Here is a 22,868-nt window from a genome sequence, read left to right on the forward strand (position 1 = left end):
GCTGCGAAAGGAAATACACTGAGAACAGCACTGCGGAAGAAGGCCGACATCGTGCCTTCGCCGGCCGGGATCAGCGTAAACGACGCCGTGTCCCGCGCCATCAAGACAGTCCTTGCCAGTCTGGAAGACTCCAAGGCCGAAAACATCGTCTCAATCGACATCCAGGGAAAATCGAGCCTCGGCGACTACATGGTCGTCGCGTCGGGCCGATCGCACCGTCATGTCTCGGCTGTTGCCGATCATCTCCTCAAGGCGTTGAAGGATGCCGGCCTCGGCACGGCGCGCGTCGAGGGGCTGTCCGGCGCCGACTGGGTCCTGATCGATTCAGGCGACATCATCGTCCATGTCTTCCGCCCCGAAGTCCGCGAATTCTACAATCTCGAAAAGATGTGGCAGGCGCCGGACCTCGAGGAAGAGACCTTGCACTGAGCCGGTTGGTTGGATGCGTGCCGTGGTTCCAGGCCCAATGACGATTTGCGGGCGACACGCATCGGCGGCCCTCTGAGGCGAGGATGAAGATTACCGTTCATGCCGTGGGCCGGATGAAAAGCGGCCCCGAGAGAGAACTCGCCGACCGCTATTTCGAGCGTTTCTCCAAGAGCGGCCCGGCTGTCGGCCTCGAATTCTCCGGCATCGCCGAGATCGCCGAAGGCCGCGCCCAGAACGCCGATGAACGCCGGCGCGATGAAGGCGCAAGGCTGCAGGCGCAGTTGCAGCCCGGCTCGGCGCTGATCCTGCTCGACGAGCGCGGCAAGAACCTGTCCTCGGAAGATTTCGCCGGCCGCATCGGCCAGTTGCGCGACGCCGGCCGCAAGGCGCTGGCGCTGGCTATAGGCGGCGCCGATGGCCACGATCCGTCGTTGCGCGCCCAGGCCGAGCTGGTGATGTCTTTCAGTGCGCTGACATGGCCGCACCAATTGGTGCGGGTGATGCTGGCAGAGCAGCTCTACAGGGTCTCGACGATCCTGTCCGGCCACCCCTATCACAGAACCTGAAGGTCGCATCGCACCGAATTCCGCCCCAATGCCGCGCAAGATCACGGCTTCGGGCCGGCTTTCCCTATTTTGCTCACCGGTGTGCGAAACCGCTGCACAGTTTTGGGCGATGCGCATTAATATGGTTGATGGTTCGTTAACGAAGCCGCAGATAGAGTCCATCCCGCATGGCTGAAGGCTGGAAATCGACGACGGGCTCATCGACAGCGGGCTCCTGGCGCGCGCGCTGCGGCATCGCGGCGGCGGTGGTCATCCTTTCGCTCAATGCCGCATGGGCCGAGAACACGCTCGACATGGCCCCCGATCCGGACCAGAGCCGCGCCGAATACGAACAGATCTCCAAGGAGATAAGCCTGTCGTCCGAGCGGCTGGCCAAGCTGGCCGCCGACATCGCCGCGGTCAAGAAGGACCACGCCTCGATCACCGCCGCGCTGATCCAGTCGGCAATGACCGAGCAAAAGCTTGGGCAGGACATCGAGGACATCGGCGCCAAGCTGGAGGGGCTGAAGACCCAGCAGCAGAAGATCCGCGCCTCGCTGATGGCGCGGCGCGACGTGCTGGCGGAGGTGCTGGGCGCATTGCAGCGCATGGGGCTGAACCCGCCGCCGGCGATCCTGGTCAAGCCGGAGGACGCGCTGTCGTCGGTGCGCAGCGCCATCTTGCTTGGCGCCGTGGTGCCTGAATTGCGCCAGCAGACCGACAGGCTCCTGGCCGACCTCAAGGAGCAGACACGAGTGACGGCCTCGATCGAGGCCGAGCGGGCACGGCTGACGGCGGCAGTCGGCGAGCAGACTGCGGAAAAGAAGCGGCTCGGCATGCTGCTGGAAGCCAAGCAGAAGCTCGAAGCCGACACGCAGGCGCAGTTGTCGGCCGAGCGACAGCATTCCGAGGCGCTCGCGGCCAAGGCCAGCAGCCTGAAGGAATTGATCGCCTCGCTCGAAGCCCAGGCCGAACGCAACCGCAAGGCCGCGGATGCCGCAAAGGCCGCGGAGGCCGGCCAAGCCGGCGGCGACAAGGCGGGCGGCGACAAGGCGGGCGGCGATATGACGGCGTCGCTGCCGGTTCCCGAGGCCAACCGGCTTGCCGCTGCGGCACCCTTCTCGGCGCTGCAAGGACAGATCGCGCTGCCGGTCATCGGCCGCATTAAACGCCGGTTCGGCGCCGAAGACGGTAACGGCGCGGTGATGCTTGGGGACATGGTTGCGACACAATCGGGCGCCATCGTCACCGCACCGGCGGATGGGAATGTGCTTTATGCGGGGCCGTTTCGCTCCTACGGTCAACTCTTGATCCTGAATGCCGGCGACGGTTATCATGTCGTCTTGGCGGGGATGAGCAGAATCAGCGTCGCAACCGGCCAATCAGTGCTCGCAGGAGAGCCGGTCGGTGCGATGGGAGAGGCCCGGGTGGCAAGCACCTCGGCTTCGAAGAATGGAAATGCCACGCCGGAGCTCTATGTCGAGTTCCGCAAGGATGGAAAACCCGTCGATCCGACCCCATGGTGGGCGGACCGTTTTTCTGGAAGGACGTGAAATGATGCGGAAACTGTCGCTTCTGTTTGCCGGTGCGCTGATGGGCGCGTCCGCCATGAGCCTGGTCTATGGCGCGCCCGGCTCGGCAGCGAACGCTGCGGGGTCGGAGACCTACAAGCAACTGGCGATCTTCGGCGATATCTTCGAGCGCGTGCGGGCGCAGTATGTGACGCCGCCCGACGACAAATCGCTGGTCGAGAACGCCATCAACGGCATGCTTGCCTCGCTCGACCCGCACTCCTCGTACATGAACGCCGAGCAGGCGCAGGACATGCGCGTGCAGACCAAGGGTGAGTTCGGCGGCCTCGGCATCGAGGTCACCATGGAGAACGATCTGGTCAAGGTGATCACGCCGATCGACGATACGCCGGCCGCCAAGGCGGGCGTGCTGGCAGGCGATTACATCGCCAAGATCGATGGCGAGGAGGTTCGCGGCCTGACCCTGAACGACGCGGTCGACAAGATGCGCGGCCTGGTCAACACGCCGATCAAGCTCACCATCCTGCGCCAGGGCGCCGACAAGCCGATCGAGCTGACGGTGGTGCGCGACATCATCAAGGTCAAGGCGGTCAAGTTCCGGGTCGAGAACGACATCGGCTACATGAAGATCACCTCCTTCACCGAAAAGACCTATGACGACCTCGAGAATGCCATCGACACCATCAAGAAGCAGGTGCCGAACGACAAGCTCAAGGGCTATGTGCTCGATCTGCGCCTCAATCCCGGCGGTCTGCTCGATCAGGCGGTAAGCGTATCGGACGCCTTCCTCAACCGTGGCGAGATCGTTTCGACGCGCGGCCGCGATCCCAAGGACGTTACCCGCTTCGACGCCAAGTCCAAGCAGGTCGACGATATCGGCGGCAAGCCGCTGATCGTGCTGGTCAATGGCGGATCGGCGAGCGCGTCCGAAATCGTCGCTGGCGCGCTGCAGGACCTACGCCGCGCCACGGTGGTCGGAACGCAGTCCTTCGGCAAGGGTTCGGTGCAGACCATCATCCCGCTTGGCGAGAACGGCGCGCTCAGGCTGACGACGGCGCTCTATTACACGCCGTCCGGCAAGTCGATCCAGGGCAAGGGCATCACGCCCGACATCAAGGTCGACCAGCCGCTGCCGCCGGAACTGCAGGGCAGGGACCTGACGCGCGGCGAATCCGACCTCAAGGGCCACATCAAGGGTGCCGACGAGAGCTCGACCGGTTCGGGCTCGGCAGCCTATGTGCCGCCGGATCCGAAGAACGACCTCCAGCTCATCTATGCCGAGCAGCTTCTGCGCGGCCAGAAGACCGATCCGTCCTTCCCGCCCAATCCGCAGAAGGCTGTCCTCAACCAGTAACAGGTGGCGGCCAACAACGGGTCTGGCCGCCCGATGGAAGCAATGCGATGCTGCCGGGGCCGAAAGGTTCCGGCAGTTTGATTCGGGGGTAACGCGAATCCCTCGATACAGGGCGCCAGGGGTGCGCCGGCATGAAGAATTCGCGCATGTCTCTTCGAAAGGTTCCATGTTCGAAGCCATGCGGACGGGGACAGGGCTTGGCTGATATCGGCAAGGACATCGAACGACCGCTCGGACTGACTGTCCGTCCGCCGCGCGCCGCCGGCAAGGTCAGCGTGGGTGCGCTCGTGGCTGCGTTCGTCGTGCTGGCCGTTGTCGGCGTCTCCGGCGCGATCGCGCTCAGGGACAAGCCGTTTCGCAAGCCGCAGGAAGTCGCGGTTTCGACGCCGAAAGTGGTGCCGGAGCCGACCGCTGCGCCGTCCGCTCTAGCGCCGGTCACGACGCCAAAGGCGGAAATGCCGGCCAAGGCTGGAGGCCCGCAGATCATCCATGTGCAGACAGAGGAAGGCGATGGTCCGCCCAAGGCGGCAATCGTCATCCGTGATCCGTCGACCATCGGCCAAAACCTGAAGATCGCGCATATTCCCGACAGGGCGCTGATCGAGGCCGGCGATGCCGGCCCCTTGCCGGTGCGCGCCGCAGACGGGCGGCGGCCCTTCGATGTCTACGCGCGGCCGTGGTCAGGCGCGCGCGGCGCCCGCGTGGCGATCGTCATCGGCGGGCTCGCGGTTTCACAGACCGGCACCCAGGCGGCCATTGCCAAGCTGCCGGCGGAAGTGACGCTGGCGTTCGCGCCGCAAGGCAACAGCATCGGCCGCTGGATGCAGGCCGCCCGGCAGAGCGGCCACGAGATCGTCATGCAGGTGCCGCTCGAACCGTTCGACTATCCCAATGTCAACCCCGGGCGCAACACGCTGACGGTGGCGGCGAGCGCGGAAGAGAACCTGAAGAACCTGCGCTGGGCACTGTCGCGGACGACGAACTATACCGGTGTCATGAACTATATGGGCGCGCGGTTCTCCGCTGACCCGGCGGCAATGGAGCCCTTCATGGCCGAGCTCGGCAAGCGCGGGCTCGCCTATATCGACGACGGCTCGTCGGCGCGCAGCCTGGCGCCGGATCTGGCGCTGAAGGACGGCGTGCCCTTCGTCGCCGGCGACACGGCGATAGACGCCGTGCAGGATCGCGGCGCCATCCTGAAGAAACTGGACAGCCTGGAGGCGACCGCCCGTGCCAAGGGCACTGCGGTCGGCATCGGCTCCGCTTTCGACCTGACGGTCGACACGGTGTCGTCATGGGCGGCCGAGGCCAAGAAACGCGGCATCGAGATCGTGCCGATTTCAGCGGTGGCGATCGATCCGCAAAAGGGCTAGCCACCGGGAAACAGCTTGAAAGACTGAATGATGCCGAAGACGAAGAAGGTCGACCGCGAGACGCTGCCCTACCGTCCCTGTGTCGGGCTGATGATCCTCAACGCCGAGGGCCTGGTCTGGGTCGGCCATCGTATCGCCGAGCCGGACAGCGAATTCGCCGGCACCACGCAGCTCTGGCAGATGCCGCAAGGCGGCATCGACAAGGGCGAGGAGCCGCTGCAGGCGGCGGAGCGGGAGCTTTATGAGGAGACCGGCATGCGCAGCGTCTCGCTGCTCGCCGAGGCGCCGGACTGGATCAACTATGATCTGCCGGACCACCTGGTCGGCGTCGCCTTCAAGGGGCGCTATCGGGGTCAGACGCAGCGATGGTTCGCCTTCCGCTTCCATGGCGATACCAGCGAGATCCAGATCAATCCGCCGCCCGGCGGCCACACCGCCGAATTCGACAAATGGTCGTGGCGGCCGATGCAGGAGCTGCCCGACCTGATCGTGCCGTTCAAGCGCAAGGTCTATGAAGACGTGGTGACGGCGTTCCGTCACCTTGTGCCATAGCCGGACGGGCCGAGGCCGCGGTTCAAACGCCAGCGGTTGCCGCGCCGGTTCGACCGTCTTATTGATGTCCATCCGCCACAAGAAGGGCCGCCATGCACGACGCCCCCAAAAGATCGCTGCCCGAGGAAGCCGACGCCACAAGCGAGGCTGCTGCCGGGGCCATCCTCACCATCGACCTTGGCGCGATCCGCGAAAATTACCGGCGGCTGAAGGCGCGGCTGGGCGGCGTGCGCTGCGCGGGCGTGGTCAAGGCCGACGGCTACGGTCTCGGCGCCGCGCAAGTGGCATCGGCGCTGATGAAGGAAGGCTGCGACATCTTCTTCGTCGCGCTGCTGTCCGAAGGCATCGCGCTGCGCAAGGCGCTGGGGGCCGGACCGGACATCTACGTGCTGAACGGGCTGCCGCCGGGTTCCGAGCCGGAAGCGGTGGCGGCTGGCTTGTGCGCTGTCATCAACAGTGGCGCACAGTTGCAAGCCTGGCGCGCAGCGACACACCGCGCCGGGCGCCGGCTCCCGGCTGCCGTCCAGGTCGACAGCGGCATGTCGCGGCTTGGGATGGCGCCAGCCGAGGTCGAGGCGGCGGCCGGGGATGTCGGCGCTTTCGATGGCATCGACGTCAGATATGTGATGAGCCACCTGGCCTGCGCCGATGAACCGCGCCACCCGGCCAATGAACAGCAGAGGCTGGCATTCGCGCGGTTGCGTGCCATGCTACCCGTGGCGCCGGCCTCGCTTGCCAACTCCTCCGGCATCTTTCTAGGCCCGCTTTATCATTGCGATCTTGCCCGGCCCGGTGCCGCCCTCTACGGCATCAACCCGACGCCTGGCCAAGCCAACCCGATGCTGCCCGTGGTCGGGCTGCAGGCCAAGGTGGCGCAGACGCGCAGTGTCCAAAAGGGCACTGGCGTCGGCTATGGCCACAGTTACCATGCGCAGGGCCCGCTCAGCCTGGCGACGATTTCGTTCGGCTATGCGGACGGCTGGCTGCGCCGCTCCGCTTCGGCCGCATGGTTCGAGGCGGTGCGCCTGCCTTTCCTCGGGCGCGTGTCGATGGATTCGATCATTCTCGACATTTCCGCCTTGCCGCCCGGCCGGCTCGGAGAGGGCGACCTGGTGGAGTTGCTAGGGCCCTCACAGAGCGTCGACGATGCTGCCGACCATGCCGGCACCATCGGGTATGAAATCCTGGCCAGCCTCGGAACGCGTTTTCACCGGCGCTATCTGGGCGGTTGAGCGGTTTGGCCGCGCTTGACAAGCGGGCGCCATTCGGCAAGCTTTGGCACATGAGCAAGCTCGCTTATATCAAAACCTTCTTCAGGGTCTGCCCGATCGCGGGATCGTAGCCCCGGCGCGGCCGCCTTCCGGCGTCCGTCCGTACCGGGGCATCCATACATCCACAATCGCCATCAAGCCGAACAGCCCTTCGCGGCTGCCGGCCTTTCATCACGCCGCCGCCAGCGCGCCGGCAGGCGCGCATCCGCTCGATGCGCCGGTCCATGAGGTTTGCCATGCAACACGCGAAAGAACTGCGTCCAAACAGCCATCTTCTGATCAGCGACGCCGACCATGACAGGCTGACGGGCTTGGCCAGGGCTTTGCTCGATCGCGCGCCCGAGACGGCCGAGGAGCTGCTTTCGGAAATGGACAGGGCCGTCGTCACGAACGCGGCGGCGATGCCGGCCGGTGTGGTGCGAATGGGTTCGACGGTGATCGTGCGCGGCGAAAGCGGCGACGCCCAGCGCATCATGCTGGTCTACCCGGGTGAGGCCGACATAGCCGAGAACCGCATCTCGGTGCTGACGCCGATGGGAACCGCGCTCATTGGCGCGAGTGTTGGGCAGGCGGTTTGCTGGAACGGTCGTGGCGGTCGGGAACTGTCAGTGACCGTCGAGGCCGTCGATGCGCCGGCTTCCGGCCCGCAACGAGCTTGATGGCGAGGCGGTGATGACGAGCACGAATTGTTGCCTGACGACGAAGGACTTCGCCGTTCTCGAAGTCATGCTGGAGCGCCGACGGGCGTTCGCGGATCCGATCGTGCGCATGCTCGAACACAAGCTTTCAGGCGCCGATGTCGTGCCGATCGATTCGGTCGGCCCCGACATCGTTACGCTGAACAGCAGGGTGGTGTTCGGCGTCGATGCCGGTCCCGCCGAAACGCGAACCCTGGTGCAGCACGAGGTGCGCGGGCCGGTCGGCTCGAGCCTGTCGGTCGCAACGAGGCGCGGGCTCTGCATGCTTGGCATGGCGCAAGGCCAGACGGCAACGGTCGAACACGCCGACGGCAGGCGGGAGTCGATCCTGATCAAGGCCGTGCTTTACCAGCCTGAAGCTGCCCGGCGCACGATCAAGCAGAAAGACCAGGCTGACGCGCGGCGACCGCACGGGCCCAGGCTCGTCTACAGTGCCGCAGCCGATTGGCGGCCTCTTGGCGAGACGGCCGGAATGCGGCAGACAGAAGAAGACGACCCCGGTCCCTCGGCGGCGTGAATAGGCAACGGCGCGTGGTCTCGAAGATCGACATCGATTTTCGCTCGGGATCATGCGCAAATCGAAAATACGGCCGCGTCCACGGGCGTCCTGAGGACGCTCGGCGCGGCAAGGAGTGAATGAATGAAAATCATGGTGCTGGGCAGTGGCGTGATCGGGGTGACCACGGCCTATTATCTCGCCGAGGCTGGCCACGAGGTGACCGTGATCGACCGCCAGAAAGGGCCGGGACTGGAAACCAGCTTCGCCAATGCCGGCGAGATTTCGCCCGGCTATGCCTCGCCTTGGGCCGGGCCCGGTATCCCCCTCAAGGCGATCAAATGGCTGCTGATGAAGCATGGTCCGCTGGTGGTGCGGCCGGCCTTCGATCCACATATGTGGACGTGGCTGGTCAAAATGCTGCGCAACTGCACCGCCGAACGCTACGCGGTCAACAAATCGCGCATGGTGCCGCTGGCCGAATACAGCCGCGACACGCTGAAGGCGCTGCGCGAGGCAACCGGCATAGCCTATGACGAGCGGACACAGGGCACGCTGCAGCTGTTTCGCACGCAAAAGCAGCTCGACGGCACATCAGGCGATGTCGAGGTGCTGAAGAGATATGGCGTGCCCTACGAAATCCTCGACCAGGACGGCTGCATCGCGGCGGAACCGGCTCTGGCCGCGGTGCGCGAAAAATTCGTCGGCGGCCTGAGGCTGCCGGGCGACGAGACCGGTGACTGCAAGATGTTCACCGACAGGCTGGCCGAGCTTTGCGTGGCACGCGGGGTCAAGTTCGAATACGACACGACGATATGGCGCGTCATCCGCAGCCGCAACCGCGTCAACAATATGAGCACCAGCAAGGGCTGGCTGACCGCCGACGCCTATGTGATGGCGCTGGGCAGTTATTCGTCGGACTTCATGCGCCGGATGAAGCGGCCGATCCCGGTCTATCCGGTCAAGGGCTATTCGATCACGGTGCCGATCAAGGATGCCGCCGCCGCGCCGGTGTCGACGGTGATGGACGAAACCTACAAGGTCGCGATCACGAGGCTCGGCGACCGCATCCGCGTCGGCGGCACGGCCGAGATTTCCGGGTTCGACCTCCGGCTGCACGAATCGCGACGGCGCACGCTCGAACACTCGGTCGGCGACCTGTTCCCGGGAGCCGGCGCCATGCGGGAGGCGACGTTCTGGTGCGGCCTGCGGCCGATGACGCCGGACGGGCCGCCGCTGATCGGGCGCACGGAGCTTTCCAATCTCTACCTCAACACCGGCCATGGAACGCTCGGCTGGACCATGGCCTGCGGCTCGGCCAAGGTGCTGGCCGACATCATCTCGAACAAAGTGCCCGATATCGACGCCCGCGCGCTGGCGCAGGAGCGCTATCTGAAATAGACGCCGCCCGCTCGCCATCGGCGGGCGCGGCCGGGGGATATCGCGTCAGAACGCCTGTTTCACCCAGCCCTCGTCGAACAGCAGCCGGTAAGCCCACCGGATGGTCACTTCGGTGGCGACCGATTGGAATGGGCGAGATACTCGTCATCTGGCGAAGAAGGCGGGGTCGAGCACCATCATGCCGTTCTCCGTGTCGTGGAAGAAGCTGCGATGGCCGACATGCGTCAGACGAAAAGATTTCTCTCCCGCTCCACCGCCTTTGTGATGAAGGAGGCAACGATCTGGACGCGGCGCAGCGGCCTGACCGATTCGTGATAGACCAGCCAGTAGGCACGGCGGATGGGAGCCACCACGTCGACGGCCACCAGTTCCGGCATCGAGCGGGCGACGAAAGTGTGCAGGATGCCGATGCCGGCGCCCGTCCGCACCGCTTCGGCCTGCCCGAGCGCGGAGGAAATGGCGAAGCTGGTGCGCCAGTCAGCGCTGAATTCGGCGGCGTAGTCGAGCGATGGGCTGACGATGAGGTCTGGCACATAGCCGATCAATGTGTGCCGTCCCAGCTCGGCAGCGGTCTGGGGCAGGCCGTGGGCTTCAGCATAGGCACGTGAGGCAAACAGGCCGAGCGAGTAGTCGACCAGCTTGCCCGCTACCAGCCGGCCCTCGGTCGGGCGCTCGACGGTGATGGCAATGTCGGCCTCGCGGCGAGACAGGGAGAAGGAGCGCGGCACCGGTACGAGCTGAATCGTCAATTCACGGTGCAGCGCGGTCAGTGCGCCGAGGCGCCGGGCGAGGAACGCGACGCCAAACCCGTCCGGCGCGCCGATCCGCACCGTGCCCGAAACGTCGTCGCCTTCGCCTGATATTGTCGAGCGGGCGGCGATCATGTCGCCCTCCATGCGCTCGGCAATGTCGAGGAAGCGCTCGCCGGCGGGCGTCAGCTCGCTGCCGGTGGTCAGCCGGCGAAAGAGTTTCGTGCGCAGCGCGTCTTCAAGTGCGGCGATGCGGCGCGAGACGGTGGCGTGATTGAGTTCCAGGCGCCTCGCCGCGCCAAGGATTTGCCCGGCGCGCGCCACGGCGAGAAAGATGCGGACGTCATCCCAGTTCATGGGGATGGTCCGGATGACAATTTTCAATGTCGCGTTCTGTGGTGAAGGAACTCAACCTGCCAATCCTTGGGCGTCGTCTTCGTGATCCTTCCCATTTGCGAGAATTGATGCTCTCCCGTCAACCGTTGTCTATTTTCCGCACAACGGTTGCGTTCTCCCTCGCGTTGCCATCGGCGTGCCAAAGGCGGACAATGCACCATCACAAACCCAGGGAGAGACATCATGATCGAATACGGTCATTTCATCGGCGGCAAGCGTGTCGCCGGCACCAGCGGTCGCAAGCAGGACGTGATGCAGCCGATGGACGGCTCTGTGCGCGGCACGGTGGCGCTGGCCTCGCAGGCGGAACTGCGCGCGGCGGTCGAGAACGCCAAGGCGGCGCAGCCGAAATGGGCCGCGACCAACCCGCAGCGCCGCGTGCGCGTCCTTATGAAGTTCCTTGAACTGGTCGCCCGCGACTATGACGAACTGGCCGACATCCTGGCGCGAGAGCACGGCAAGACGATCGCCGATGCCAGGGGCGACATCCAGCGCGGCCTCGAAGTGGTCGAGGTCTGCATCGGCGCGCCGCACATGATGAAGGGCGAATTCACCGACGGTGCCGGCCCCGGCATCGACGTCTATTCGATGCGCCAGCCGCTCGGCGTCGTCGCCGGCATCACGCCGTTCAACTTTCCGGCGATGATCCCGCTGTGGAAGATTGCGCCGGCGATCGCCTGCGGCAACGCCTTCATCCTGAAGCCTTCCGAGCGCGACCCGGGCGTGCCGATCCGCATCGCCGAGCTGTTCATCGAGGCGGGCCTGCCTGCCGGTATCCTCAACGTCGTCAACGGCGACAAGGAAGTCGTCGACGCCATCCTTGACGACCCCGATATCAAGGCTATCGGCTTCGTCGGCTCGACGCCGATCGCTCATTACATCTATTCGCGCGGCACTGCGTCAGGCAAGCGCGTGCAGTGCTTCGGCGGCGCCAAGAACCACATGATCATCATGCCCGACGCCGACATGGACCAGACCGTCGATGCACTGATCGGCGCGGGCTACGGATCGGCCGGCGAGCGCTGCATGGCGATCTCGGTGGCGGTCCCTGTCGGCAACGACACCGCCAACCGGCTGATGGAAAAACTGGTGCCGCGCGTCGAAAGCCTGAAGGTCGGCCCCTCGACGGATTCCGCCGCCGATTTTGGCCCGCTGGTCACCGCTCAGGCGCTGGAGCGGGTGAAGGGCTATGTCGATATCGGCGTCAAGGAAGGCGCCAAGCTGGTCGTCGACGGTCGCGGCTTCAAGATGCAGGGCTACGAGAACGGCTACTATATGGGCGGCTGCCTGTTCGACAACGTCACGTCGGACATGCGCATCTACAAGGAAGAGATCTTCGGGCCGGTGCTGTCGGTGGTGCGCGCGCCGACCTACGAGAACGCCATCAAGCTCGCCAATGACCACGAGATGGGCAATGGCGTCGCCATCTACACGCGCGACGGCGACGCCGCGCGAGACTTTGCTTCCAGGGTGCAGGTCGGCATGGTCGGCGTCAACGTGCCGATCCCGGTGCCGATCGCCTACTACACGTTCGGTGGCTGGAAGGCGTCGTCCTTCGGCGATCTCAACCAGCACGGTCCGGACGCGTTCCGCTTCTACACCAAGACCAAGACGGTCACCTCGCGCTGGCCGTCCGGCATCAAGGACGGAGCCGATTTCGTCATCCCGACGATGAACTAGCCGGACGCTTGTCCGATAGCGCGTCCTCGCCTTCGGCTGCGGGCGCGCGGGCCGGCATCAATGACGGGCCGAGTTCGTCATCCCGACGATGAACTAGCCGGACACTTGTCCGCTTGCGCGTCCTCGCCTTCGGCTGCGGGCGCGCGGGCCGGCATCAAGGGCGGCGCCGATTTCGTCATCCCGACGATGAACTAGCCGGACGCTTGTCCGCTTGCGCGTCCTCGCCTTCGGCTGCGGCCGCGCGGGCCGGCAGGACCACCCAAAAATCTGCGGCCCGAGTCCCTGGCTCGGGCCGTTTATTTTGCAAACGCTAATGTGATGGAACCGGCGAGGGCGCCAGGACTTAGAGCTACGATCCTGCCCTGGAGGAGGCATGGCAGGCAACCAGAGCGCCGACGGCTGACCGTTAGCATCGCATCGTCGGGCGCAAGGAGGTGTCCGATGGCACAACGTCTTATGTCCATGCTGCTATGCGCCGCGGCGGCGCTATCGATAGGGCCGGCGAATGCAGCCGGCCAATGTGCGGCACGCGCCGACATCGTCAAGGCGCTCGGCGAGAATTTCCACGAAAGTGAGGCCGGGCGTGGCCTGATCAATCCCAACGTGGTGCTTGAGGTGTTCGTTTCCGAACAGGGCAGTTGGACCGTCCTCGCCTCCGACACCAAGGGCCAGAGTTGCATCCTGTCCGTCGGCGAGGGCTGGGACAGCCCGACGATCAAGGCGGCCTTGTCAGGAGCCTGAGCCTCATCGCGTCGAAGCGGTTCAGGCGACGCGTAGTCTTGGGCATGCACTGTCCTGAACCGGGGTCGGTGTCGGGCGGTATGCTTCAACGTGTGGCGGCCGCCTCGGCATGGGCGCGCAGCAATGCCATCAGCCGCTTGGCATCCTTCGCGGCGGCTTCCTCGTCACCGTCGACAATCGAGCGGATCAGCGCGACGTGATGCTCGGCCGATTCCGCCAGGCCGGTATCGGCCTTGTAGCGGAACCAGAAGCGGCGGCTATGGGTCTGCAGCGGGGCAGCCAGCCTGGCCGCGAACGGGTTGTCGGCAGCCCGCGCCAGCGCCTCGTCCAGCGTCTTGTCGGCCTGGATGAAGGCAAGCACGTTGCCGGAGATGACAGCCTTCTGCATGGCAAGCGCGGCATCGTGGAAGAGGTCGGCTGCGTCGCGGGTGACGAAGCGCGCCGCGGAGCGGGCCAGCACCACCTCGACGCCGCGGCGCGCGTCGAGGACGCGCAGCCAGTCGCCGGGGTGCAGCGGCGCGATGGCGATGCCTGCGCGTGGCCGCACGTCGAGCAGTCCTTCCCAGGCCAGCCTCTGGATCGCCTCGCGCACCGGCGTACGGCCGAGCGCCAGCTTCTCGATCAGGCCGCCTTCAGTGACGAAACTCGCCGGCGCCAGTTCGAGCGTGACAATCATATGCTCGAGCATGCGGTAGGCCTTGGTCGCAGCCGGCTCGAACGCAGCGCTCATTTGCATGGATATCAAAGGCAGTCTCCTGATATATTTTGCATATATCATAGGAGAATCCGTGTTGACAGCGGCTTTCTTAATAGATATACGGCTGATATATCAGAGGAGCGATGACCATGTGGACCGGAGTTTTCCCAGCCGTCACGACTAAATTCACCGCGGACGACCGCCTCGACCATGCCGAGATGGAGCGCTGCTTCGGCTTGCAAATCGAGGCCGGCTGCGACGGCATCATCGTCTGCGGATCGCTCGGCGAAGGGCCGATGCTGTCCCATGACGAAAAGATTGAAGTGCTGAAAACCGCGCAGAAGGTGGCTGGCAAGAAACCGGTGCTGCTGACGGTGAACGAGGCCGGGACACGCGAGGCCGCCAGTATCGCCCGCCGCGCCGCCAAGGAAGGCGCCGACGGCCTGATGGTGGTGCCCAGCCCGATTTACCATACCAATGCGGAAGAGACGGTGGCGGCGCTGCGCGCCGTCGCGGAGGCCGGCGACTTGCCGGTCATGATCTATTCCAACCGGCTCGCCTACCGCGTCGATGTCACCGTCGACCAGATGGAGGAACTGGCGTCGGACAAGCGCTTCGTCGCCATCAAGGAATCCTCCGACGACATCAGGCGCTCGACCGAGATCATCAATCGCCTGGGCAGCCGCTACGACCTGTTTACCGGCGTCGACAATCTCGCTTTCGAGGCGCTGTCGGTGGGCGCCATCGGCTGGGTGGCCGGTCTCGTCACCGCCTTCCCGCGCGAGACGGTGGCGATCTACCAGCTGATGCAGCGGGGCCGCCGCGAAGAGGCGCTCGCCATCTATCGCTGGTTCCGGCCGCTGCTTGATCTCGACGTCTCGACCTATCTGGTGCAGAACATCAAGCTTGCCGAGGTGTTCGCCATTCAAACCAACGACCGCGTCCGCATGCCGCGCCAGCCGCTGTCGGGCGAGCGCCGCAAGGCGGTCGAGAAGATCGTCAAGGACGCACTGGCGGTGCGGCCGACACTACCGGCGTTCTGAGGCTTTCTTCCGAGAGGCGGCGCCGAGGTGACAGGAAGTTCCAAATCGATGGAAGCGCGGCGGCGCCCCGCCCTGCGGGCGTCTTCTCCCCGTGAACAGGGAGAAGAAATAGATATCGCCATCGTCGGCGGCGGCATCATCGGCATCTGCGCGGCGGCGTTTCTTGCCGAGGCGGGGCGAAACGTCACGGTCTACGACCGCACCGGCATCTGCGAGGAGACGAGCTCCGGCAATGCCGCCGCCTTCGCCTTTTCCGACGTGCTGCCACTGGCGCACAAGGGCATGCTCCGGCAATTGCCGAAATGGCTGGCCGATCCGCTCGGCCCACTCGCCATCCCGCCCGCCTACCTGCCGAAGCTGCTGCCCTGGCTGATCCGCTTCTGGCGTGCCGGCTCGGCGAAGCACTACGAGGCTGGCCTGGCGGCGCAGGCCGCAATGATGGCGCTCGCCGAGGCCGAATGGATGGGCCTGCTCGACCGCTCCGGCACGAGGCGGATGCTGCGCGAGGATGGCTCGCTCGAACTCTACGAAAGCGAAGCCGAATTCCAGGCCTCGCTGTCCGGCTGGGCGGCGCGCCAGCGCTTCGGCATCGGCTTCCGCCATGTCGGCGGCGAGGAGCTGGCGGAGCTGCAGCCCGGCCTGTCGCCGCGTTTCGGCAAGGGCACGTTCGTGCCGGGCTGGAAGACGGTCGCCGATCCAAAACTGCTCGGCAAGGCGATCTGGGACTATGCGCAATCCAAGGGCGCGCGGTTCGAGAAGGCCCGCATCGCCGGCGTCGCCGCGGACGGGAACGGCGCGACGTTGACGCTGGCCGACGGCACGACGCGGCAAGCCCGGCAACTGGTCGTCACCGCCGGCGCCTGGTCGCATCTGCTGGCGCGGCAGCTCGGCGACCGCATTCCGCTCGAAACCGAGCGCGGCTACAACACGACGTTGCCAAAGACCGCCTTCGAGGTGAAGCGGATGCTGATCTTCTCCGGCCAAGGCTTCGTGATCACGCCGCTCGACACGGGCCTGCGCATCGGCGGCGCGGTCGAGCTCGGCGGCATCGAGCGGCCGCCCAACTACGCGCGCTCGAAGGCGCTGCTGCGCAAGGCGCAAGACTTCCTGCCGGGCCTCGATCCTTCGGGCGGACGCGAATGGATGGGGTTTCGTCCCTCGCTGCCGGATTCATTGCCTGTCGTCGGCCGCGCATCGGGAAGCCGGCCGGTGGTCTACGCTTTCGGCCACGGCCATCTTGGCCTGACCCAGGCTGCTGCGACGGGACGGTTGATCCGCGAGCTTGTCCTGGGGCAGACTCCGCCGATCGACGTGGCCCCCTTCAGTCCACAACGGTTTTGATTTTTCGAGGAGCGTCATGGCCAGGAAATCCTTCTTCTGCATCGACGGCCACACCTGCGGCAACCCGGTGCGGCTGGTCGCCGGCGGCGGCCCGCTGCTCCAGGGTTCGACGATGATGGAGCGGCGCGCACATTTCCTGGCCGAATATGACTGGATCCGCACCGGCCTGATGTTCGAGCCGCGCGGCCACGATGTCATGTCCGGCTCGATCCTCTACCCGCCGACGCGTGAGGATTGCGACATCGCCATCCTGTTCATCGAGACCTCGGGCTGCCTGCCAATGTGCGGCCACGGCACCATCGGCACGGTGACGATGGCCATCGAGCACGGGCTGATCAAGCCGACGACGCCCGGCCTGCTCAGGCTCGACACACCGGCCGGCCTGGTCATCGCCGAATACAAACAGGTCGGCGAATATGTCGAGGAGGTGCGCATCACCAACGTGCCCTCCTTCCTCCATGCCGAGGGCCTGACGGTCGAATGCCCCGGGCTCGGCGAGATCGTCGTCGACGTCGCCTATGGCGGCAATTTCTACGCCATCGTCGAGCCGCAGAAAAACTATCGCGACATGGCAGACCATTCGGCGGGCGACCTCATCGCCTGGAGCCCGGTGGTGCGGCAGCGGCTCAACGAGAAATACTCTTTCGTGCATCCGGAGAATCCGGGCATCAACCGGCTGTCGCACATGCTGTGGACCGGCGAGCCGACGGTGGCGGGTGCGGACGCGCGCAACGCGGTCTTCTACGGCGACAAGGCGATCGACCGCTCACCGTGCGGCACGGGCACCTCGGCGCGCATGGCGCAGCTCCACGCCAAGGGCAAGCTCAAGGCCGGCGATGCGTTCGTCCATGAATCGATCATCGGCTCGCTGTTCAAGGGCAAGGTTGAAAAAGACGTCACGGTCGCAGGCAAGCCGGCGATCATTCCCTCGATCGGCGGCTGGGCGCGCATGACCGGGCTCAACACGATCTTCATCGATGACCGCGATCCGTTCGCGCACGGCTTCGTCGTCAAATAGGCGATTCATCACGCCGCGGAAGGTCGGGAAGGACAAAAAGGATTGCTGTCACGAGCGCAACAAATCGTCTCATCAACTTATTTTGACGGCGATTTCTTCGAAATGGAGCGCATGATGACGCTTAATCGTCAAAGACATTGCGTTATGCCAATGATAGGGTCCGCGATAGTCCAGGGGGCGGGTGCGAAAAAACGGGCAATCGAACGGCGTGCAGTCGGAAACACGCATGACGATCAAAAAATGACGTTGCAATCCCGTCTCGAAACCTTACGACTAGGGGAAATACGAAAAGGAATGCGTCTGCATGGGCGACATTCCAGGGGAGCCATGTACACATGCAGTATTTTGTCCAGCAGCTTATCAATGGGCTGACGCTGGGATCGATCTATGGGCTGATCGCGATCGGCTACACGATGGTCTACGGCATCATCGGCATGATCAACTTTGCTCATGGCGATATCTTCATGGTGGGCGCTTTCACGGCGCTGATCGTTTTCCTCATCCTGGGCGCCCTGTTCTATTCGGTTCCCGTGGTCATCGCGCTGTTGGTGATGATGATCGTGGCGATGCTGCTGACCAGCCTCTACAACTGGACGATCGAGAAGGTGGCCTACCGGCCGCTGCGCGGCTCGTTCCGGCTGGCGCCGCTGATCACCGCCATCGGGATGTCGATCGCGCTGTCGAATTTCGTGCAGGTGACGCAAGGCCCGCGCAACAAGCCGATCCCGCCGATGGTGTCGAAGGTCTACAACATCGAAGGCATCAGCGTGTCGCTGAAGCAGATCATCATCGTCGTCGTCACCGCGTTGCTCTTGGTGTTGTTCTGGTACCTGGTCAACAAGACCTCGCTTGGCCGGGCGCAGCGCGCCTGCGAGCAGGACCGCAAGATGGCGGCGCTGCTCGGCATCGATGTCGACCGCACCATCTCGATCACCTTCATCATGGGCGCGGCACTTGCCGCCGTCGCCGGCACGCTGTTCCTGATGTATTACGGCGTCATCGCCTTCTCGGACGGCTTCGTGCCCGGCGTGAAGGCATTCACCGCAGCGGTGCTGGGCGGCATCGGTTCGTTGCCGGGCGCGGTGCTGGGCGGCCTTTTGATCGGCTTCATCGAGAGCATGTGGTCGGCCTATTTCTCGATCGACTACAAGGATGTCGCCGCCTTCTCGATCCTGGCTATCGTGCTGATCTTCCTGCCTTCCGGCATTCTCGGCCGGCCAGAAGTCGAAAAGGTCTGAGATCATGGCCGTCACCGTATCTCCCGAGCGCGACACCGTCGCAGCCACGCCCATGCAGCGCGCCTTGCGCGAGGCCTTCTATGCCGGTGCCATCGCGCTCGGCCTGTTCGTGCTGTTTATCGGGCTCAAGACCGACCAGAACATCTCAAACGAGCTGATCCTGGTGCAGCGCTGGGGCCTGCTCGCCGCAGTGGTCATCGCCACGGCCGTCGGCCGCTTCCTCTATGTCGCCTACGGCCAGCCCTTTTTGGCCAACCAGAAGATCGCCGACGTCGCCACCGGCTTGCTGCCGGCCAGCGTGGCGTCGCGCTTCTTCCTCTTTCCAGCCTTCATCGTGGCCGTCATCGTCGCGGCGCTGCTGTTCGTCTTCAGCAGGTCTCTCGCCGGCTGGGTAGGGGCGGAGCCGGCCGGCTATCTGCAATTCCTGCGCGCCCTTGCGGTCATCTACGCGCTGGCCTGCGTGATCTACTATTTCCGCGGCTTCATCCATGCCAACTTCACAAAACTCGGCATCGCCGCACTGGTGCTCTATCCGATCATTGTCGTGGGCATGCTGTCGCTGATGTCGTGGTCGCTCGTCGGCGGGCTGCAAGGATCGCTGAAATGGGTCGATAATTTCGGCATCCAGATCCTGATCTATGTCATGCTGGCCTGGGGGCTGAACATCGTCGTCGGCCTGGCCGGCCTGCTCGACCTCGGCTATGTCGCCTTCTATGCGGTCGGCGCCTATGCCTATGCGCTGCTCGGCACGCATTACGGCCTCTCCTTCTGGATCCTCCTGCCGGCCGCAGGCGCCATGGCCGCCTTCTGGGGCGTGCTGCTCGGCTTTCCGGTGCTGCGCCTGCGCGGCGACTACCTGGCCATCGTGACGCTTGCCTTCGGCGAGATCATCCGGCTGGTGATCATCAACTGGCGCGAGGTGACCAATGGCTCGGCCGGCATTTCCGGCATCCCGAAGGTCACCTTCTTCGGCCTGATGAGCTTCAACGTCTCGGATCCGAACTACATCGGCAAGGTGCTGAACATCGCCACATCGAGCGCCTATTACAAGATCTTCCTCTATTACCTCATCCTGGGGCTGGCGCTGCTCACCGCCTTCGTCACGGTCAGGCTGAGGCGCATGCCGGTCGGCCGCGCCTGGGAAGCCTTGCGCGAGGACGAGATCGCCTGCCGCTCGCTCGGCATCAACACCACGACCACCAAGCTGACCGCCTTTGCCACCGGCGCCATGTTCGGCGGTTTTGCCGGCTCGTTCTTCGCCGCCCGGCAAGGCTTCGTCAGCCCCGAATCCTTCGTCTTCCTGGAATCGGCCATCATCCTGGCCATCGTCGTGCTTGGCGGCATGGGATCACTGGTCGGCATTGCCGTCGCGGCTCTGGTCATGATCGGCGGCACCGAGGTGCTGCGCGAACTCGATTTCCTCAAGCAGGTCTTCGGACCCGACTTCACGCCGGAACTCTACCGTATGCTGCTGTTCGGCATGGCCATGGTGATCGTTATGCTGTGGAAGCCGCGCGGCTTTGTCGGCAGCCGTGAGCCGACCGCCTTCCTCAAGGTGCGAAGGGCTGTCTCCAGTTCCTTCACCAAGGAGGGGCACGGCTGATGAACGCGAACCCCTCCATGAACGACGCCATCCTGAACGTCGAACACCTGTCGATGAAGTTCGGCGGCCTGGTCGCGATCGGCGACCTGTCCTTCACCGCCAGGCGCGGCGAGATCACCGCGCTGATCGGGCCCAACGGCGCCGGCAAGACCACCGTGTTCAACTGCATCACCGGCTTCTACAAGCCGTCGGAAGGCATGATCACTCTCACCCGGCAGGACGGCTCGATCTACCTGCTCGAACGGCTGCCCAACCATGAGATCCCGGCGCGCGCCAAGGTGGCGCGCACCTTCCAGAACATCCGCCTGTTCTCGGGCATGACGGTGCTCGAGAACCTGCTCGTTGCCCAGCACAACAAGCTGATGAAGGCTTCGGGCTATACGGTGCTCGGCCTGTTCGGCTTCAGCGGTTACCGCAAGGCCTCGGCCGAATCCGTCGAACTTGCCAAGCACTGGCTTGAGAAAGCCGATCTGGTCGACCGCGCCGACGATCCGGCCGGCGACCTGCCCTATGGCGCGCAGCGGCGCCTCGAGATCGCGCGCGCCATGTGCACCGGCCCGGAGCTTTTGTGCCTCGACGAGCCCGCCGCCGGTCTCAATCCAAAGGAATCGGCCGCGCTCAACGACCTGCTGATGGACATCAAGAACAACACCGGCACCTCGATCCTGCTGATCGAGCACGACATGTCGGTGGTCATGCAGATCTCCGATCACGTCGTGGTTCTGGAATACGGCCGCAAGATCTCCGACGGCAATCCGCAGTCGGTGCGCACCGATCCGCGCGTCATCGCCGCCTATCTCGGCGTCGACGACGAGGAGGTCGAGACCGTGCTGACCGAAGTCGGCGACGAGGACGTCATCGAGCAACTCGATACCGGTCCCGATGCCGCGCATGGTCCGGGAACATCGTCGTCCTATCTCGCCGGCCCGGTGAGCGACACGGTCGGCCACAGCGAAGGCGAGCGCATCACGGTGTCGAAGGGCGCCTCGAAGGCGGCGCAGGTCGATGCGCGGGCGGCGAGCGTTGCGGCCAAGGCTGTCGCGCCAGCACCTGCTTCGCGGACCAAGCCGGCGGCGAAGCCGGCCACCAAGGCGAGTGTCAAGACAGGGGCCAAGACGCCGGCCGCGAAGGCCGCGGGCATCTCGAACCGCCTCACGGCGCCCCGCGGCGGCAAAGCCGACAATCTCACCCGCATCAAGGGGATCGGCGCGGTCAACGAGAAGAAGCTCAACGAACACGGCATCTTCCACTTCGACCAGATCGGCGCCTGGAAGAAGGCCGATGTCGAGGCCGTCGAAGCGTATCTCGCCTTTGACGGACGCATCGCCCGCGAAGAATGGGTCAAGCAGGCCAGGCTGCTTAGCCAGGGCAAGGACACGGAATTCTCGCGCCGCGTCGACGCCGGCAAGGTGGCGACGAGCCATGCTTCCGGTAAGCAGGCAGCAAAGCCCGCGACAGGAGCGGGCAAGCCCGTTCGGGCCAAGCGCGGAGGGGGCAAGTGATGGCCGGGAAGACGCTGCTCGATATCAAGGGCGTGCAGACCTATTACGGCAACATCCGTGCGCTGAACGGCGTCGACGTCACCGTCAACGAGGGCGAGATCGTGGCGCTGATCGGCGCCAACGGCGCCGGCAAATCGACGCTGATGATGACCATTTTTGGAGCGCCGCGCGCCCGCGCGGGCACCATCACCTTCGCCGGCGCCGACATCACCCAATTGCCGACGCACGAGATCGCGCGCTTGCGCATTGCCCAGTCGCCGGAAGGCCGGCGCATCTTCCCGCGCATGACGGTGATGGAAAATCTGCAGATGGGCGCCAGCCTCGACAACCTCAAGCACTATGACGAGGACGTCGAGAAGGTGTTCGCACTGTTCCCGCGCCTGAAGGAGCGCATCGCCCAGCGCGGCGGCACGCTGTCGGGCGGCGAGCAGCAGATGCTGTCGATCGGGCGCGCGCTGATGGCGCGGCCGAAGCTGCTTCTGCTCGACGAGCCGTCGCTCGGTCTTGCGCCGCTGATCGTCAAACAGATCTTCGATGCCATTCGCGAGCTGAACCGCACGCAGGGGCTGACCGTGTTCCTGGTCGAGCAGAACGCCTTCGGCGCGCTGAAGCTGGCGACGCGCGGCTATGTCATGGTCAACGGCAATGTGACCATGAGCGGCACCGGCAAGGAACTGCTCGCCAATCCGGAAGTGCGCGCCGCCTATCTCGAAGGCGGCCATCACTGAGTTCAGGAGTCCTTACCATGCAAGGCATTCTCTACGAGGAACCGTCCATCTGGCAGTTCTTCTTCGTCACCTGCCTGCTCGGCGGCTGGGCGGCATGGATGACCGGCAAGGCCAGTGCCCAGACCTGGCGCAGCTTCGTCCAGCTGTTCGCCTATCTGCTGGGTCTCGGCATCGGCATCCGCTTCATCCATCATGCGCTGTTCAACGGCACGATGTTCTCGCTGCATTACTATGTCGTCGACACCATCGTACTGATGATCCTCGGCTTCGTCGGCTATCAATACACACGAACCAACCAGATGGTGACACAGTATAATTGGCTCTACGAAAGAGCTTCAATCTTGAGCTGGAAACCGAAAGGTTGACGTTCATCATTAACGCCGTTTCGGGGATGAATCGGCGTGACAAGTGCCTGAAAATCGGCAAACTATGCTTTCTGCGATAAGGGTGGGCATCGCATGAAAGCTTCATCCACGCCCAC

Annotated in this window: 22 protein-coding genes; 20 read left to right on the forward strand and 2 right to left on the reverse strand. The window is 64.6% G+C overall.

Annotation, left to right across the window (positions count from 1 at the left end; genetic code table 11):
- Positions 1-51 precede the first annotated feature (51 nt).
- From rsfS to FJ949_RS03885, 10 genes are all read left to right on the forward strand, one after another.
- Positions 52-429 (forward strand): ribosome silencing factor, encoded by a 378-nt coding sequence (gene rsfS, locus FJ949_RS03840; RefSeq protein WP_135902362.1) that lies wholly within the window; start codon positions 52-54, stop codon positions 427-429.
- A gap of 83 nt (positions 430-512) precedes the next feature.
- On the forward strand, positions 513-995 hold the full coding sequence (gene rlmH, locus FJ949_RS03845; RefSeq protein ID WP_140493033.1) for a 23S rRNA (pseudouridine(1915)-N(3))-methyltransferase RlmH: 483 nt from the start codon (positions 513-515) through the stop codon (positions 993-995).
- A 167-nt stretch (positions 996-1,162) separates the two neighbouring features.
- Entirely contained in the window at positions 1,163-2,527 is a 1,365-nt protein-coding gene (locus FJ949_RS03850; protein WP_140493036.1) for a murein hydrolase activator EnvC, read from the forward strand.
- A 1-nt stretch (position 2,528) separates the two neighbouring features.
- Positions 2,529-3,860: a S41 family peptidase gene (locus FJ949_RS03855; protein WP_181165202.1), complete on the forward strand. Its 1,332-nt coding sequence runs from the start codon at positions 2,529-2,531 to the stop codon at positions 3,858-3,860.
- A gap of 197 nt (positions 3,861-4,057) precedes the next feature.
- Complete coding sequence (locus FJ949_RS03860; RefSeq protein WP_140493038.1) at positions 4,058-5,233, forward strand: divergent polysaccharide deacetylase family protein; 1,176 nt, start codon at positions 4,058-4,060, stop codon at positions 5,231-5,233.
- Positions 5,234-5,263: 30 nt separating this feature from the next.
- Positions 5,264-5,785, forward strand: a complete 522-nt coding sequence (locus FJ949_RS03865) for an RNA pyrophosphohydrolase (protein ID WP_140493512.1) — start codon at positions 5,264-5,266, stop codon at positions 5,783-5,785.
- Positions 5,786-5,877: 92 nt separating this feature from the next.
- The gene (alr, locus tag FJ949_RS03870; protein ID WP_140493041.1) at positions 5,878-7,017 is read left to right on the forward strand and encodes an alanine racemase; all 1,140 of its coding nucleotides are present in this window, start codon (positions 5,878-5,880) and stop codon (positions 7,015-7,017) included.
- Positions 7,018-7,292: 275 nt separating this feature from the next.
- Positions 7,293-7,715, forward strand: coding sequence for a nucleoside diphosphate kinase regulator (gene rnk / locus FJ949_RS03875; RefSeq protein ID WP_140493045.1), 423 nt, complete (start codon positions 7,293-7,295; stop codon positions 7,713-7,715).
- On the forward strand, positions 7,684-8,271 hold the full coding sequence (locus FJ949_RS03880; RefSeq protein WP_224646535.1) for a nucleoside-diphosphate kinase: 588 nt from the start codon (positions 7,684-7,686) through the stop codon (positions 8,269-8,271). Before rnk ends, FJ949_RS03880 begins: the two co-directional genes overlap by 32 nt.
- A 123-nt stretch (positions 8,272-8,394) precedes the next feature.
- Positions 8,395-9,651, forward strand: coding sequence for a D-amino acid dehydrogenase (locus tag FJ949_RS03885; protein WP_140493047.1), 1,257 nt, complete (start codon positions 8,395-8,397; stop codon positions 9,649-9,651).
- Positions 9,652-9,875: 224 nt separating this feature from the next.
- On the opposite strand, the gene FJ949_RS03890 is transcribed toward FJ949_RS03885, so the two are convergent.
- A complete protein-coding gene (locus tag FJ949_RS03890) occupies positions 9,876-10,757 on the reverse strand; it encodes a LysR family transcriptional regulator (RefSeq protein WP_140493048.1) in 882 nt (293 codons plus the stop codon).
- Between the two features lie 222 nt (positions 10,758-10,979).
- Here FJ949_RS03890 and FJ949_RS03895 point away from each other — a divergent pair, with 222 nt between their 5' ends.
- Together FJ949_RS03895 and FJ949_RS03900 are read left to right on the forward strand one after the other, a co-directional pair.
- Positions 10,980-12,476, forward strand: coding sequence for a CoA-acylating methylmalonate-semialdehyde dehydrogenase (locus FJ949_RS03895; RefSeq protein ID WP_140493051.1), 1,497 nt, complete (start codon positions 10,980-10,982; stop codon positions 12,474-12,476).
- A 441-nt stretch (positions 12,477-12,917) separates the two neighbouring features.
- On the forward strand, positions 12,918-13,217 hold the full coding sequence (locus FJ949_RS03900; RefSeq protein WP_140493053.1) for a hypothetical protein: 300 nt from the start codon (positions 12,918-12,920) through the stop codon (positions 13,215-13,217).
- A gap of 85 nt (positions 13,218-13,302) precedes the next feature.
- On the opposite strand, the gene FJ949_RS03905 is transcribed toward FJ949_RS03900, so the two are convergent.
- A complete protein-coding gene (locus tag FJ949_RS03905; RefSeq protein ID WP_224518934.1) occupies positions 13,303-13,947 on the reverse strand; it encodes a GntR family transcriptional regulator in 645 nt (214 codons plus the stop codon).
- A 116-nt stretch (positions 13,948-14,063) separates the two neighbouring features.
- Between FJ949_RS03905 and FJ949_RS03910 the strand changes: the two genes are divergently transcribed.
- From FJ949_RS03910 to FJ949_RS03945, 8 genes are all read left to right on the forward strand, one after another.
- Positions 14,064-14,957, forward strand: coding sequence for a dihydrodipicolinate synthase family protein (locus FJ949_RS03910; RefSeq protein WP_140493059.1), 894 nt, complete (start codon positions 14,064-14,066; stop codon positions 14,955-14,957).
- Between the two features lie 48 nt (positions 14,958-15,005).
- Positions 15,006-16,298 carry an FAD-binding oxidoreductase gene (locus tag FJ949_RS03915; protein ID WP_181172085.1) on the forward strand — a complete coding sequence of 431 codons (1,293 nt, stop codon included), beginning with the start codon at positions 15,006-15,008 and terminating at the stop codon, positions 16,296-16,298.
- A 16-nt stretch (positions 16,299-16,314) separates the two neighbouring features.
- Positions 16,315-17,316 (forward strand): 4-hydroxyproline epimerase, encoded by a 1,002-nt coding sequence (locus tag FJ949_RS03920; RefSeq protein WP_140493062.1) that lies wholly within the window; start codon positions 16,315-16,317, stop codon positions 17,314-17,316.
- A gap of 335 nt (positions 17,317-17,651) precedes the next feature.
- Positions 17,652-18,554, forward strand: a complete 903-nt coding sequence (locus tag FJ949_RS03925) for a branched-chain amino acid ABC transporter permease LivH (protein ID WP_140493067.1) — start codon at positions 17,652-17,654, stop codon at positions 18,552-18,554.
- A 4-nt stretch (positions 18,555-18,558) separates the two neighbouring features.
- Positions 18,559-20,157: a high-affinity branched-chain amino acid ABC transporter permease LivM gene (gene livM / locus FJ949_RS03930; protein WP_140493070.1), complete on the forward strand. Its 1,599-nt coding sequence runs from the start codon at positions 18,559-18,561 to the stop codon at positions 20,155-20,157.
- On the forward strand, positions 20,157-21,659 hold the full coding sequence (locus FJ949_RS03935; protein WP_140493073.1) for an ATP-binding cassette domain-containing protein: 1,503 nt from the start codon (positions 20,157-20,159) through the stop codon (positions 21,657-21,659). The genes livM and FJ949_RS03935 overlap by 1 nt, the downstream gene beginning before the upstream one ends.
- Positions 21,659-22,387, forward strand: a complete 729-nt coding sequence (locus tag FJ949_RS03940; RefSeq protein ID WP_140493077.1) for an ABC transporter ATP-binding protein — start codon at positions 21,659-21,661, stop codon at positions 22,385-22,387. Before FJ949_RS03935 ends, FJ949_RS03940 begins: the two co-directional genes overlap by 1 nt.
- Before the next feature lie 17 nt (positions 22,388-22,404).
- On the forward strand, positions 22,405-22,752 hold the full coding sequence (locus tag FJ949_RS03945; protein WP_140493080.1) for a DUF6867 family protein: 348 nt from the start codon (positions 22,405-22,407) through the stop codon (positions 22,750-22,752).
- Positions 22,753-22,868 lie beyond the last annotated feature (116 nt).

It is taken from the genome of Mesorhizobium sp. B2-4-1 (assembly GCF_006442185.1).
Lineage (GTDB): Bacteria > Pseudomonadota > Alphaproteobacteria > Rhizobiales > Rhizobiaceae > Mesorhizobium.

Excerpts from the sequence above, each read along its gene's own strand:
- FJ949_RS03925 (WP_140493067.1), top strand. The coding sequence starts at position 17,652 with ATGCAGTATTTTGTCCAGCAGCTTATCAATGGGCTGACGCTGGGATCG.
- FJ949_RS03905 (WP_224518934.1), bottom strand. The coding sequence starts at position 13,947 with ATGAGCGCTGCGTTCGAGCCGGCTGCGACCAAGGCCTACCGCATGCTC.
- alr (WP_140493041.1), top strand. The coding sequence starts at position 5,878 with ATGCACGACGCCCCCAAAAGATCGCTGCCCGAGGAAGCCGACGCCACA.
- rnk (WP_140493045.1), top strand. The coding sequence starts at position 7,293 with ATGCAACACGCGAAAGAACTGCGTCCAAACAGCCATCTTCTGATCAGC.
- FJ949_RS03855 (WP_181165202.1), top strand. The coding sequence starts at position 2,529 with ATGATGCGGAAACTGTCGCTTCTGTTTGCCGGTGCGCTGATGGGCGCG.
- livM (WP_140493070.1), top strand. The coding sequence starts at position 18,559 with ATGGCCGTCACCGTATCTCCCGAGCGCGACACCGTCGCAGCCACGCCC.
- FJ949_RS03880 (WP_224646535.1), top strand. The coding sequence starts at position 7,684 with ATGCGCCGGCTTCCGGCCCGCAACGAGCTTGATGGCGAGGCGGTGATG.
- FJ949_RS03940 (WP_140493077.1), top strand. The coding sequence starts at position 21,659 with ATGGCCGGGAAGACGCTGCTCGATATCAAGGGCGTGCAGACCTATTAC.
- FJ949_RS03920 (WP_140493062.1), top strand. The coding sequence starts at position 16,315 with ATGGCCAGGAAATCCTTCTTCTGCATCGACGGCCACACCTGCGGCAAC.
- FJ949_RS03895 (WP_140493051.1), top strand. The coding sequence starts at position 10,980 with ATGATCGAATACGGTCATTTCATCGGCGGCAAGCGTGTCGCCGGCACC.
- FJ949_RS03945 (WP_140493080.1), top strand. The coding sequence starts at position 22,405 with ATGCAAGGCATTCTCTACGAGGAACCGTCCATCTGGCAGTTCTTCTTC.
- rlmH (WP_140493033.1), top strand. The coding sequence starts at position 513 with ATGAAGATTACCGTTCATGCCGTGGGCCGGATGAAAAGCGGCCCCGAG.
- FJ949_RS03890 (WP_140493048.1), bottom strand. The coding sequence starts at position 10,757 with ATGAACTGGGATGACGTCCGCATCTTTCTCGCCGTGGCGCGCGCCGGG.
- FJ949_RS03910 (WP_140493059.1), top strand. The coding sequence starts at position 14,064 with ATGTGGACCGGAGTTTTCCCAGCCGTCACGACTAAATTCACCGCGGAC.
- FJ949_RS03915 (WP_181172085.1), top strand. The coding sequence starts at position 15,006 with ATGGAAGCGCGGCGGCGCCCCGCCCTGCGGGCGTCTTCTCCCCGTGAA.
- FJ949_RS03865 (WP_140493512.1), top strand. The coding sequence starts at position 5,264 with ATGCCGAAGACGAAGAAGGTCGACCGCGAGACGCTGCCCTACCGTCCC.
- FJ949_RS03850 (WP_140493036.1), top strand. The coding sequence starts at position 1,163 with ATGGCTGAAGGCTGGAAATCGACGACGGGCTCATCGACAGCGGGCTCC.
- FJ949_RS03900 (WP_140493053.1), top strand. The coding sequence starts at position 12,918 with ATGGCACAACGTCTTATGTCCATGCTGCTATGCGCCGCGGCGGCGCTA.
- FJ949_RS03935 (WP_140493073.1), top strand. The coding sequence starts at position 20,157 with ATGAACGCGAACCCCTCCATGAACGACGCCATCCTGAACGTCGAACAC.
- FJ949_RS03885 (WP_140493047.1), top strand. The coding sequence starts at position 8,395 with ATGAAAATCATGGTGCTGGGCAGTGGCGTGATCGGGGTGACCACGGCC.